This window comes from Thalassotalea eurytherma, assembly GCF_030161415.1.
Taxonomy (GTDB): Bacteria; Pseudomonadota; Gammaproteobacteria; order Enterobacterales; family Alteromonadaceae; genus Thalassotalea_G; species Thalassotalea_G eurytherma.
Genome location: NZ_BSSU01000009.1, coordinates 65,875 through 79,424 on the forward strand (window position 1 = coordinate 65,875; position 13,550 = coordinate 79,424).

Annotated in this window: 13 protein-coding genes; 8 read left to right on the top strand and 5 right to left on the bottom strand. The window is 39.3% G+C overall.

The window, feature by feature from the left end:
• Nucleotides 1–145: 145 nt before the first annotated feature.
• From QQK02_RS09755 to rmf, 3 genes are all read right to left on the bottom strand, one after another.
• Nucleotides 146–1,837, bottom strand: coding sequence for an NAD-dependent malic enzyme (locus QQK02_RS09755; RefSeq protein WP_284207823.1), 1,692 nt, complete (start codon nt 1,835–1,837; stop codon nt 146–148).
• Between the two features lie 391 nt (nt 1,838–2,228).
• Nucleotides 2,229–4,538 (bottom strand): aminotransferase class V-fold PLP-dependent enzyme, encoded by a 2,310-nt coding sequence (locus QQK02_RS09760; protein ID WP_284207824.1) that lies wholly within the window; start codon nt 4,536–4,538, stop codon nt 2,229–2,231.
• 165 nt (nt 4,539–4,703) lie between these two features.
• Entirely contained in the window at nt 4,704–4,877 is a 174-nt protein-coding gene (gene rmf, locus QQK02_RS09765; RefSeq protein ID WP_284207825.1) for a ribosome modulation factor, read from the bottom strand.
• Between the two features lie 358 nt (nt 4,878–5,235).
• Between rmf and QQK02_RS09770 the strand changes: the two genes are divergently transcribed.
• A complete protein-coding gene (locus QQK02_RS09770; protein WP_284207826.1) occupies nt 5,236–5,607 on the top strand; it encodes a DUF413 domain-containing protein in 372 nt (123 codons plus the stop codon).
• Here QQK02_RS09770 and QQK02_RS09775 read toward each other — a convergent pair.
• The gene (locus QQK02_RS09775; protein ID WP_284207950.1) at nt 5,604–5,813 is read right to left on the bottom strand and encodes a DUF3820 family protein; all 210 of its coding nucleotides are present in this window, start codon (nt 5,811–5,813) and stop codon (nt 5,604–5,606) included. The two genes, QQK02_RS09770 and QQK02_RS09775, sit on opposite strands and share 4 nt — an antisense overlap.
• Nucleotides 5,814–5,980: 167 nt before the next feature.
• On the opposite strand from QQK02_RS09775, the gene QQK02_RS09780 reads away from it, so the two are divergent.
• Together QQK02_RS09780 and msrA are read left to right on the top strand one after the other, a co-directional pair.
• Nucleotides 5,981–7,096 (top strand): DUF3083 family protein, encoded by a 1,116-nt coding sequence (locus tag QQK02_RS09780; RefSeq protein WP_284207827.1) that lies wholly within the window; start codon nt 5,981–5,983, stop codon nt 7,094–7,096.
• 103 nt (nt 7,097–7,199) lie between these two features.
• Nucleotides 7,200–7,730 carry a peptide-methionine (S)-S-oxide reductase MsrA gene (gene msrA / locus QQK02_RS09785; protein ID WP_284207828.1) on the top strand — a complete coding sequence of 177 codons (531 nt, stop codon included), beginning with the start codon at nt 7,200–7,202 and terminating at the stop codon, nt 7,728–7,730.
• A gap of 16 nt (nt 7,731–7,746) precedes the next feature.
• On the opposite strand, the gene QQK02_RS09790 is transcribed toward msrA, so the two are convergent.
• Complete coding sequence (locus tag QQK02_RS09790; RefSeq protein ID WP_284207829.1) at nt 7,747–9,918, bottom strand: GNAT family N-acetyltransferase; 2,172 nt, start codon at nt 9,916–9,918, stop codon at nt 7,747–7,749.
• A gap of 165 nt (nt 9,919–10,083) precedes the next feature.
• Between QQK02_RS09790 and napE the strand changes: the two genes are divergently transcribed.
• The 5 genes from napE to napA are packed head-to-tail and all read left to right on the top strand — an operon-like array spanning nt 10,084 to nt 13,543.
• A complete protein-coding gene (napE, locus tag QQK02_RS09795; protein ID WP_284207830.1) occupies nt 10,084–10,248 on the top strand; it encodes a periplasmic nitrate reductase, NapE protein in 165 nt (54 codons plus the stop codon).
• 15 nt (nt 10,249–10,263) lie between these two features.
• Complete coding sequence (locus tag QQK02_RS09800) at nt 10,264–10,488, top strand: 4Fe-4S dicluster domain-containing protein (protein ID WP_284207831.1); 225 nt, start codon at nt 10,264–10,266, stop codon at nt 10,486–10,488.
• A gap of 30 nt (nt 10,489–10,518) precedes the next feature.
• Complete coding sequence (locus tag QQK02_RS09805; protein WP_284207832.1) at nt 10,519–10,776, top strand: 4Fe-4S binding protein; 258 nt, start codon at nt 10,519–10,521, stop codon at nt 10,774–10,776.
• Nucleotides 10,769–11,029: a chaperone NapD gene (locus tag QQK02_RS09810; RefSeq protein ID WP_284207834.1), complete on the top strand. Its 261-nt coding sequence runs from the start codon at nt 10,769–10,771 to the stop codon at nt 11,027–11,029. The genes QQK02_RS09805 and QQK02_RS09810 overlap by 8 nt, the downstream gene beginning before the upstream one ends.
• Before the next feature lie 18 nt (nt 11,030–11,047).
• A complete protein-coding gene (gene napA, locus QQK02_RS09815; protein WP_284207835.1) occupies nt 11,048–13,543 on the top strand; it encodes a nitrate reductase catalytic subunit NapA in 2,496 nt (831 codons plus the stop codon).
• Nucleotides 13,544–13,550 lie beyond the last annotated feature (7 nt).

Here is a 13,550-nt window from a genome sequence, read left to right on the forward strand (position 1 = left end):
TATAAAATTTTGGGCGCGATTATAGACTATATAGTCAAAAATGCCTAATGGTATTCGAGGTTAGCCTCAATTGATTACAGAACAATGACGCTTAGACCTTTATAAAGAAAAAGAGCCAAAATTCATTGGCTCTTGGATTTTAAAATTAAACGCTTGTTCGGCGGTAGTCACGATATTCTGGTTGCCAAAAGTTTCGTTCAATTTTCGCCTTCAATTGCTCGTCGCTAATTTCAAGGGCAAGTTCTTGTTCGTAAGCAACTTTTGCAACAGCAAACGCAATGTCTTTACTCAGACTCGCTATTTGTGTAATCGCCGGCAATAATTCACCTTCCCCAGTATTTGCCAAAGGCGACGCTTTGGCCAACGTTTCACTTGCTATCATTAACATTTCATCAGTAATACGATTAATATTAGCTGAAACAACACCTAAGCCTAACCCAGGGAATATATAGCTGTTGTTACATTGAGCAACTGGATATAGCTTGCCTTTGTAATCTACAGGCGCAAATGGTGAGCCCGTCGCGACAATCGCCTGGCCTTGAGTCCAGTTGACGACTTGCTCTGGCGTTGCTTCAACTTGACGAGACGGGTTGCTTAATGGAAAGATAATAGGTTGTGAACAATGACTATGCATTGTGGTAATGACTTCTTCCGTAAACAGGCCGGCCTGACCAGAAACACCAATCAAAATATCTGGTTTAGCATGGTTCATCACTTCAACAAGAGAAGCAAATTCGCCAGCAATACGCCAATCGTTAACTTGTACTCTAGATTGAACAAGCTTTTCTTGGAAGTCTCTTAAACCTTCCATACCTTGTGTTAATAAACCAAAACGATCGACCATAAAAATTTGGCTTCTTGCCTGCTCAGGTGAAACACCTTCGCTGACCATTTGACTGATAATTTGTTCGGCAATACCACAGCCGGCAGAACCAGCGCCAACAAATGCGACTTTCTGCTCAGATAGTTTAGCGCCTTTGGTGCGACAGGCTGCTAACAAAGTACCAACAGTAACAGATGCGGTCCCCTGAATATCATCGTTAAAACAGCATATTTCATTTTTATATCTGTTTAATAACGGCATAGCATTAGGCTGCGCGAAATCTTCAAATTGCAGCATCGCATGTGGCCACCTGCGTTGCATTGCTTGAATAAATAACTCAACAAATTCGTCATATTTTTCTTGTTCGATACGTTTATGACGAGAGCCCATGTACATCGGATCATTGAGTAGCTTTTCGTTATTAGTACCAACATCTAGTGTAATGGGTAAACAGTACGCAGGACTAATACCACCACAGGCGGTATATAGCGCTAGCTTACCAATAGGAATCCCCATACCACCAATACCTTGGTCACCTAAACCTAAGATGCGTTCACCGTCAGTGACAACAATCACTTTAACTTTGTTTTTCGTTGCATTGCGTAAAATATCGTCAAGGTTATGACGATCGTCATACGAGATAAACAAACCACGAGAAGAACGGTAGATGTCAGAGAACTGTTCACAAGCATCACCTACTGTAGGAGTATAAATGATCGGCATCATCTCTTCTAAATGTTCTTGCACTAATCGGTAGTACAAGGTCTCGTTGTTATCTTGAATTGCACGCAAATATATATGCTTATTCAAGTCCGTTTGGAAGCTGCTATATTGCATATAGGCACGCGACACTTGTTCTTCAATGGTTTCAAAACGCGGTGGCAATAAGCCTGCTAAATTGAAGTTTTTGCGCTCTTCTTTTGTAAACGCACTACCTTTATTCAACAAAGGTGTTTCGATTAACGAGGGACCTGCATAAGGTATGTATAAAGGACGTTTTTTTGCTGTTGTCATTTTAAATTAGTTATCACTTTATTAAGTTGAATTGTTTAAATAGTAACCAGCACTATCATATTGCCGTGAAGTATAGTGCATCGTAAGCAACTAACAAAGCCAACCATTTGTTTTATGTTAAAAAACAACTAGCAACACAAAAATTTAATCGTGAATTTACAAGATAAAAACAAGTTAAGACGAAAAGATCAGATTGAACCAGGCGTAGTCGGCAAGCAACATCAACCCTAACCAAATAATAAATAAGCGTACTTTTTTACAATGGGGACAGTCTGTATGCCACCAAGGTTTAGTATTTTCTTTAATAGAGGATTTAGACATAAAAAAATAGCGCCATGGGATATAGCGCTATTTTATCAACTCAATTTAAAACGGCTAGCCTAATGTTAAATTAGTTACCATTTAGCAATGCAAAACCACCTGGTACATGAAAAATATTTTCAAAGTGGTTTCGCTGTAATGTTTTAGCTGCTGCTTCACTGCGTTTGCCACTGCGACAAATACAGACATAAGTGTGGTTTGATTGCTCAGATTTATGTTGCTGAACAAATTGTGTGATTTGAGAAAGTGGAATATTAACCATTTTCTTACCTGCAATAACGTCATCTGGGTAAGCGTCGAATTCATGAGGTTCGCGAACATCTACCACGACAGTATTAGGGTGATGCTCTATAAAGCTTACTAGCTCGTTAGGGTGAACCACTTCTATTACGTTACTAAATGCTGTTACGACACCACAATGTTGATTAAAATCAGATGTTGGTAATTGCTTATCTCTTGCTGTTATTTCAGCAATAAAAGCTTGTTCGGTTAACTCACCATCAAGTGCTTGAGAAAGTAATTCATGCGATTGTTTTTCTAGCTCAAGCGTTGTATTAAATAATTGTAAATAGTCATGTGCTGGACACAATAATGTGTCGGGCATAATCACTTGGTTAATAAATTGTAATGATTGATATAAAGCACTTGCATCGCCGTCTTGGTGATCGCAGCGCCCTAATCCACTAATTTGAATATTATCGCCAGTAAAGGCAAATGCTATATCTTTTGCCAGTAATTTTTGGTTGCTTGGCGAACCTAAAAGATACGCGACGCTATTTTGAGTATGGCCCGGCATTGCTACCCGTGCCAAAACTTTATCACCAACTTTAATTGCTTCAACCGTTAGATCATTTTCTAAACTAATCAGCTCGGCATTTTTCGGCCAGCCAAGCGCGTCACATGTCGTATTACTTGTATGTAATAGCGCTTGAATCATATTGACATGTTCTTCGTTGGCAATATGCTGATGAGTCGAAAGAGCAGCAACAACTTGATAGCCCTGACACGCAACTAATGTTTCGAATTTACCTACCAACTCTGGTGCCAAATCGATAACAAAACACTCTTTTGTGCGTTGATCGACGTAACACCATGTACAGCCATTGTCATACATCCATTGCTGTAAACCATCAACACCCAAATTACTGTTATCGGCAGTATCAGATAAGATTAGACAGCTACTTTGCAATGCTTTTACTGCTTGTTTTATGGCGGTACATGCTGTCGTTATTTCTTCCTGTGTTGTAGCCGGGCCAAATGACATTCGAATTGCACTTTCGCTTTGCCACTTAGGTTTACCCATTGCATCAAGAACAAAGCTTCCTGTTACCTTTGATGAGCATGCCGAACCTGCACTTACGCGAATATGAGCGGCATCAAATAAGTCCATAATGTCTTTGCTAGTAAGCCCTTTAACCGAAAAGTTAATTGTTGTAGGTAAACTACAGCTAAAATCATGGTTAAAAACGATCTCGGGAAATGCTTCACAAAGTGTCTGGGTTAATTGCTCACGATAGTTTGCTAACTGCGCTGATGATTTAAACGTAGAATCATCTTTATCATTTAACAAGGTTAAAACTGCTTGAAGTGCTGCAATGCCAGGTAAGTTTTCGGTTCCAGATCTTAAACCACTTTCTTGACCGCCACCGGCAATAAAAGGAGTAAATGGTGCAGTATCACGAACATATAATATGCCAATGCCTTTTGGCGCATACAATTTATGACCACTAAAGGGGGCGTAGTCGATCGTTGTTTCAGAAATCGTCAACGCGATTTTACCAAGCGCTTGTACACAGTCGACCATCCAAAATACATCACTGTTGTGTTGGCGAATAGTTTTCTCCAACAATGATATATCTTGATAAACACCCGTCTCATTATTAGCGATCATCGTACAAATCATTAATGCGTTTGGTACATGCTTAGCAATGAAGTCCATATCAAGAATGCCACGTTCATCTACTGGGATGGCAATCACTTCAGCACCAATATTAAGCATTTCATTCCAGTGTTTTAGTGACTCAGGTACTGCTTTATGTTCAGTTGCGCCATATAAAAGTATAGGTTTTTTAACACTGTTTACTTTTGACTTTGCCGCAATCAACGACGAAATGATGGCTGTTTGAATCCCCTCAGTAGCACCACTAGTAAACATAACTTGGCCACTTTGAGCACCAATTACTTGTCGTACAAGATCTCGAGTAGTCTCTAAAATATATTTAGCTTTAATACCTGTGATATGACTACTGCTAGGATTACCGTAGCATAACTGCATCGTATGCGTAGCTGCTTCAATTGCTTGAGGAAGTACAGGCGTTGTAGCGTTGTTGTCTAGGTAGACTTCATTTTTTTGTGGCTGGATTTCACGTAACGACAGCATTATCTATAAACCAATGAGATAAATTTTGGCGATATAATAACACTTATAACAAAAAAGACTAACTTATATTCAAAATGTTTTTTACCGTGTCATTGCTAGAAAGATAAATCAAAAAAGCCCACGATATTCGTAGGCTTTTTTCTTCTTTAGATTGGGTGAAAATATTTATTTAATAAGGCCAGTATTTTTGGCGTCCATGGCTTCTCGCCAACCGCCGAGCCACTCTGACTTAGCATCTAAATTTTGATATGGACAATTGTCGCGACCGCGACCTGAAACACCTGCTTGATAACCATTTGAAAACGCTCTATCTAAACGATCTCTTTTCTGTCTTTTCATCGGCGAACCTCTCATAAAACATTGAAAAACATATACTTTTGATATTAGCGGCCATCAATTATTTTCACTTGACGACAAATCCATTAAAAAGGACTTTTTATGACAATGCAAGCAAATTTAGTCATAAAAATGTAATTTTGACTATCACTTTTTATAGCTGATTAATTTTGCTAGATAAAATCAATAAGTTAACTAAACAAGTTATTCTACGGTGAATATTCAAGGGCTTAATGAGGCGTTGAATCAACGAACTAAAAGAAAATTAAAACTGTCATAATTTTTTTGTTGATTCGACAATAAAGTTAGGTTAAAAATTGCGATAAATAATCTTATTCGTATATTTTTGCAGTGAGTCACTATGAGCACCCAAAATCATCTTCAAGAAAGTTTTCAATCTACTCGTCGTTTTTACGATGACAAAAACTATCCTCGTGGTATTAACCGAAGCGGCGACTACTCTATCTCTGAGGTCAAAATACTGGAGCAACACGGCGTAGCTTTACAAGAAATAGCCAATGGTAAGCGAGTAGCAGTAACCGCCGAAGAGCAACAATTTAAAGCCGTTTGCGACGGTGAAAGATCCGCAGAAACCAAAATAGAAAAAACCTGGTTGAAGTACCAAAATAAAGTATTGTCACCTAAACAGTTCCATACGCTTTTTGGCACAAGAAAAGTGGATGATGATGGTGACAATTCACCAACAGACCTAGAAGATATCGAAGTAAGTTAGTCAACTAACGGTGCAAGCATTTTCTCTAAGCCATTAAGCTTCACTTCATACATTAACGCTAATTGCTGGCCCAACTTACCGGGTGGGAAACCATTAGCGTTAAACCACACTAAATATGGCTCCGGTAAATGAATTAATTTACTGCCCGCATATTTACCAAATGGCATCACCGTATTTATTGCTTGCTTAATTTCTGCCTGTCCCATTTCTTCATTCAATAACTCAGTCAAATCAATACACCATTATCCGTTTTCTAAGGTTAATTATTGTCATAAAAATTTCATCAACTTACTAGCCAAAATATCTTGCTTTGACACTTTTTTGTCATCTAGTGAACCTATAGTAGCGCCATTCATCTGACATGGAGGATCATATGTCAATTATTAGAAAGCGCAGTGCCGCCCACAAAGCATTCATTACAGGCAACGTTAGAGATAATCAATATATACTTGTAGAGTTCAGCCTAACCGACGAGTTAATTGAACAATTGACTCAGCAGTATGAACTTAATTTAGACGAAAATTTTAATGCGTTATATCAACATCTATCTAAACAATTCTTTGAGCTTTGCAATAATGTTGAAATAGGTAACGGTCAATTTATTGCAAATGATAAATTAGTACGTGTGCGTTTTAGTGAAGAAATGCACCAATGGCAAACAAACCAGCAAATTCTGTTTTACTACAACCCGCAATATCATTCATTGCAAAAAGCCTTTTACGATCCAAATATCAAAACAAAGAAAATTAGCTTATTGTTTTTAAGTACAGGCCAAGAGATTCGTTTCAATGCCGCTCACTTTCATGCAAAAGTAAAACAAATTATTAGCCAATATAGTCAACAACTAGGCTTGGCTGACCATGCCATCCGATTACGTGATCATCAGCACCTCACTTATGACTTGTATGCTAAACAAAAAGGGTATGAGCAAACGCAGGTGCATAAACTTCGCCCAATTAAAAAGCGCTATGCTAGCCAGCAAATTGAATTGCCTGAAGAGCAGTCTGCAATGACTTACGCTGTTATCAATATTCCTGTAACGCCCGAGTTAATTAGATCAATGGACATTGATGAACAAGCATCTGATCCTTACAACCCGTTATATAGTGAAATTACCAAAGCACTGACAAAAGCAAGCCAGCAATTTAATTTAAACAATGGTGCGCTTGTCGCTAATGGACTCGTTCCTATTGTTCGGTTTTCCACTACAAATACCATATCACGTCAAGGTGAGTTGCAAATGCTGGGCTATAATCCCGAAGATAAGCCCTGCGGCTTAATGAGTTGGTGGAACGCAAGTGAACTTGTTGATCATTTCCAGTTAGTTTTTGTTGCAAGCAAAGAAAACCAAACAGAAGTTGGCTATGGCAGATTTTTAAACCAAATTAATGCTGCTGTGAACCTCATGCTATCAGAACTCAAGCTGACTCCTGAAAAAGCTGAAGTGATGGTCAGGTTCCACCAACATGTCGCTTATAATCTCGATTAATTGATTCATTAATCTTCTTTTTTCAAATAAGTTATAGACACCCCAAAGTCTATAACTTACCTTTAATCGTATAGACATCTAGAAGTTTACTTGGAAGAAAGAGATGACACAGGAATTAATGTTAGGAGCTGGCTGCTTTTGGTGTATCGAAGCTGCCTACTTAAGTGTAAAAGGTGTAATCAGTGTAGAGCCTGGCTATAGCGGTGGCCATTCCGCTACGCCAAGCTATCATGATGTTTGTCGTGGCATAACCGGCCATGCTGAAGTCATAAAAATTCACTACGATGACAACATTATTTCAACCCGAGAAATATTAGAGATATTTTTCAATTTGCACGATCCAACTCAATTGAACCGACAAGGGTACGACGTCGGTACTCAATACCGCAGTGCTATTTTCTTCTACAATGACCAACAACGTGTCATCGCAGATAAACTTATCCAAGAAATTAACCACCATAGTATTTGGCCAGAACCGATTGTAACGGAAGTATCGCCTGCACAAAAATTTTACGTAGCTGAACAAGCCCATAAAGATTACGTGAATAAAAATCCTGAAAGCCGATACTGTCAATTGGTTGTTTCACCTAAATTAGCTAAATTTAAACAAACTTTCGCAAAAAACTTAAAGTAATTTGCAGAGCAACGGATTAGTTGTCCAATAACTTTAAGCTTACTGCACGGCAGTAACTTATAAAGTCTTTTTTTCCTGTGAAATCATGGTTTTTATATACCGCAGATAAGGCCATATTTCGCAATAAATAATCAACTAAAGGTAACAACTCTTTATCGAAATCACGGCCAAGTTGAGCAACAAGCGCAAGCCTTAAGCTGAATAAACAAGGCAGTAATTGTCTTCTATTCTGTGCAAAGTCCAAAATACTTTGCTCATCAACCGGCGTTACTTGATCAACCACTCGCTTTGATAGTGTTTGCAATATTTCACTCATTAACGATGCTGATAAGTCAGGCCACAAAAAACGGATATTCGTGATAAAACTGCGTTCAAAAGACTCGATAAATCTCACTTGTAGCCTTTTTGCCTCTTCAGTTAATGGTTTAATTAGCAACCCAGAGTACTCTCCACTGGCGTGATCTTTTTTACTACCTAATCTGGCGAGGGTGTAACCATTTTTATGCCAAAATTTGAATAAGTTATTGTTTACACCAAAACTTGTCGACAACGCGTCAAAACCAGTGTTTCTTGCAACTACTGCGATTTCAGCGAGAAAATGTTGCCCAAGTTTTCGTTGTTGCAATTCAGGGTGAATAGCAATACGCATCACACGATAAAAAGACAAATCGAGGGCATTGTTAAAACCTAAGTGCTGAACCAATGATTGCGCAGTAAAGTGATCTCGAACACGTCTATCACCATTAATAACGCCTTGATGCATGGCTCTAGGTAGCACCTGCTCCTTAATCATTAACGCAACACCAATAATTTGTTCTTTTCCACCCTCGCCCGATGTTGCCAGACAAAATAAATCAATCAAATCATTATCAAGGAGAAGTTTTAAATCACTCGTTGATGTTTGGTAATGGGCATTAACAAGCAAAGCAAAAACTTGTTTTAATAAACCTTTATCATCAACCAAACGTGCTTTTGATGGCTGAAAAAACGTCAGTTTCTTATCCAAGTTAACATTTAATAAAGGTGCTATTTCAGCATTCAACAGCAAGCTCTCGAAGCTAAATTGCTCTAATGGGCAGCCTGTTGCCCAGCGTATAGGCGATGTTAAGTGGTGACTTTGTAGTTTGAATTTATCACCAAGCTGCTTTTGATAGACAGTTAAGAAATTTAAAAACTTAACGGTAAATCCTCGGCCTGCGCCTTCATAGCCATGAACAGTCGATGAAAACACCGTTTTTTTATAATAGGTTGCTAATGGTTCTAATAGCGGCACAGGAATGCCTGCCGCTTCATCAACACACAATAAGTCGAGTTCAGGGCGATTTAGAATAAGATCATCAATGGCATAGAAGCATACTTGGTTGAGTGCTTGCTGGACATTTACAGGCTCACCGATTAGCTTGGTTAACGTGTTTTCAAGTTGTTGATAAAACACCACTAAGCTTTGTTTATTGGGTGCTGTTACCCCTATTCGCAACTGACGTTTAGCACTAAACAGTAGACGACTACAGGCGATAGCTAAGGCAGTTGATTTACCGCGTCCACGATCAGCGGTAATCACCGTAACGATTTGTTGGCGTTTTTTCTGAACGCTACTAACGATCATATCAACACTGGTCTGTTGTTCGAATGTTAAACATAAACCATCGTCAATTTCTGTAAATTGATCTTCAGATTTTAAGCGAGCATGAAGAACAAACTTTAAATGTTCAGCCGACGCCTCATCGGGAATGGTTGTTTGATGTTGTTCAACAACTACCTGACATTTATCTTGACGAGCTTGTGCTAAAAAATAACGAGCAAAACAGCTTTGTTCGAGACATGCAGGCGTTAAATTAAGAAAAAATGTGCCGCCTGCCTTTATCAAGCCGGATAAAACAGCAAAAGTTTCTGGCTCGAATGTCTCAGCAAAATAAGCAATAGACCCAACCTCTGACCCTAAGCATTGTTTGATATTTTTTGGTGACAAAGTGCTTGTAACACTTTCTTGTTCACTAAAGACAAACGGCTCTGTCTTGCCAATAGATTCAGCAACCAACGGATACGCCCAATTAGGCTCACCAACTAAAACAATGAGCTGTCTCATTCGTAACTTTCTAAGTAGCCTTTCACGCGCTTCTAGCAGTGCTTTAAGTTGTTTTTTCAAAGTATTAGGTAATAGAAAAATAATAGCTAGTCTATCAAGCATATTACGAAATCTAAACTACACTTGATCTAGCGCATGAAATTTTCACTTTGTAAATGACTTGTAAAACTAATTGTTGAAAATGTAGACAGTAGTGATTGTGGTTAATTTCTGTGCAACACTATATTTACATCTTAAATATTAAAACAATTAAAACAGAGAGTTGTTATGGATACATCAACTGAAGATGCAACAGTGACAAAGCGTAAAGAAAGAAACATGTTTATTTTTCTTACCGTTTTTTTAGCACCTATTCTCTCCGTCATTATTGTTGGCGCGCTTGGCTTTACTATTTGGATTAGCCAAATATTAACAGGTCCGCCTACTAATTAAGGAAGATGAGTAGCTATGACTGAAACGATTGACGTTGCGCGCAGGCGCTTTTTTACGGCAAGTATAAAAGCATCTTCACCAACAACGTTACGGTTACCTTGGTCAAAAAATGAAGCTAATTTCACGAAAAACTGCACACAATGCCAGAAGTGTGTTGAAGTGTGTGAAACAAGTATCATTAAAAGGGATCGCCAAGGGTTTCCATACGTAGACTTCGCCACAGATGAATGCACCTTTTGACAAAAGTGTGTCGATGTCTGTGATGTTGACATGTTTGACGACCCCAATACGACAAAAGCATGGCAAGCAGAAGTCATTGTCAATGATAAGTGCTTAACCAAATACCAAATTTATTGCCAAAGCTGTCGTGACGCATGTGACGCACGAGTTATATCGTTTCCTTTGGTTTTGCACCAAACACCTCAACCCGAAATTAATCAACAAGACTGCACAGCTTGTGGCGCATGTGTTTCATCGTGTCCGCAAGATGCTATCAAATTATCGTTAGTAGAGAATCATAATGAATGAAGTTGAATATCACGTTGCAAGTTTTGTAGCCCATGTCATGCCTGAGCATGTCGAAGAATTAAGTGAATTAATAAGCTTACAGCAAGGCGGTCAAGTGCATGCTGTAAGTGAGGATGGAAAGATTGTCTTCACCATTGAAGCCAGTTCTCATAAAGCCGTTGACCATCTTCTAACACCAATACGATTGCACAACTCGGTGATGTCATTATCACCTGTGTATCATCAATTTTTAAATGAACAACAAGCTTCATAATAAGGATAAGGTGACATCATGACCATTAATCGCCGTGAATTTATAAAAGCTAATGCTGTCGCAGCCGCTGCCGCTGTCGCAGGGGTTTCCGTACCTGCAAGTACCTCTAATTTAATCACCAGTAGCGATGTGACTAAATTAAAATGGGATAAAGCCGCCTGTCGCTTTTGTGGCACCGGTTGTAGTGTCAATGTTGGTGTGATGGATGGCAAAGTTGTCGCCACGCACGGTGATATAAAGTCGCCGGTGAACAAAGGCTTAAACTGTGTAAAAGGCTATTTCTTATCAAAAATCATGTACGGTAAAGATCGCCTGACAACACCTTTACTGAGAATGAAAAATGGCCAGTATGATAAAGACGGCGATTTCACCCCTATCTCTTGGGATCAAGCGTTCGATGTAATGGAAGAAAAAGCCAAACAAACCCTAAAAGATATAGGGCCAACAGGTGTTGGTATGTTTGGCTCAGGACAATGGACAGTTTTTGAGGGTTATGCTGCATCAAAACTATATAAGGCAGGCTTTAGGAGTAACAACATTGACCCTAATGCTCGTCACTGTATGGCATCTGCTGTAGGTGGTTTTATGCGCACCTTTGGTATCGACGAGCCAATGGGTTGTTATGATGACATGGAACATACAGACGCATGTGTCTTATGGGGCTCAAACATGGCGGAAATGCACCCTATTTTGTGGACGCGTATTACCGACCGTCGTCTAAGTGCGCCACATGTTAAAGTCGCAGTGCTATCTACCTATGAACACAGAAGTTACGAATTAGCTGATAACGGTATGATATTTGTACCGCAAACCGATTTAGCTATTCTTAACTTTATCGCTAACTACATCATTCAAACAGATCGTGTAAATAAAGACTTCGTTGATAAACATACGAACTTTAAACTGGGTAATACTGATATCGGTTATGGCTTACGCCCAGATCATCCGCTAGAGAAAAGAGCCAAAAATGCTAAAAAAGCAGGTGGCTCTCAGCCAATTAATTTTGACGAATACGCTAAATTTGTTAGTACCTATACGGTTGAATACACGTCAAAACTTTCAGGTGTGCCAGAAAAGAACTTAATAGATTTAGCTGAACTGTATGCCGATCCGAAAACGAAAGTGTGTTCATTCTGGACGATGGGTTTCAATCAGCATACCCGTGGTGTTTGGGCAAACAACTTGGTTTATAACATTCACTTATTGACGGGTAAAATTTCGACACCAGGCAACAGTCCTTTCTCTTTAACAGGTCAGCCATCAGCATGTGGTACCGCGCGTGAAGTAGGTACTTTCTCACACCGTTTACCTGCCGATATGGTAGTAGCCAACCCTAAACACCGTGAAATTTCAGAGAAAAAATGGAAAATCCCTCATGGCATTATTCCACCAAAGCCTGGCTATCATGCGGTACTTCAAAACCGAATGCTCAAAGATGGCAAACTTAATTTCTACTGGGTGCAATGTAATAACAACATGCAAGCAGCAGCAAATATGATGGAAGAAGGTTTACCGGGTTATAGAAACCCTAAAAACTTTATTGTTGTCTCCGACCCATATCCGACGGTAACAGCTCAAGCTGCCGATTTAATTTTACCTACAGCAATGTGGGTTGAGAAAGAAGGTGCTTATGGTAACGCTGAGCGTAGAACACAAACCTGGTATCAAATGGTAGAGCCACCTAAAGGTGCTAAATCAGATGTCTGGCAAACGGTAGAGTTTTCGAAGCGGTTCACAACCGATGAAACCTGGCCAAAAGAAATTTTAGATAAAAACCCTGAATATAAAGGGAAAACACTTTTTGACGTACTATTTGCCAATGGCCAAGTTAACAAATATTCATTAGATGAAATCCCAGACGATCGACTCAATGATGAATCACGTGACTTTGGTTTCTACTTACAAAAAGGTTTGTTTGAAGAGTACGCAAGTTTTGGACGTGGCAAAGCACACGATTTAGCACCATACGATAGATACCATCAAGAAAGAGGGCTTCGTTGGCCTGTTGTTAACGGTAAAGAAACAAAGTGGCGCTTTAAAGAAGGCTACGATCCTTATGTAGGTAAAGGTAAAGACTTTGAGTTTTACGGTCATAAAGATGGCCGCGCAGTTATCTTTGCTCTGCCATACGAACCGCCAGCAGAGTCACCTGATCGTGAATACGATTTATGGTTATCGACAGGTCGTGTATTAGAGCATTGGCATTCAGGTTCGATGACACAACGGGTGCCTGAGCTTTTTAAATCAATGCCTGATGCCCTACTTTACATGCATCCTGATGATGCAAAAGAAAGGGGCATGCGTCGCGGTGATTTAGTTAAGATTGTTTCTCGTCGTGGTGAAGTAGAAACACGTGTTGAAACACGTGGTCGTAACAAACCGCCTAAAGGCCTTGTTTTCATGCCATGGTTTGATGCAAGTCGCCTCGTGAACAAAGTGACGTTAGATGCGACCGATCCGTTGTCAAAAGAAACTGATTTCAAAAAATGTGCTGTTAAAGTGATAAAGGCTTAAGGAGAAC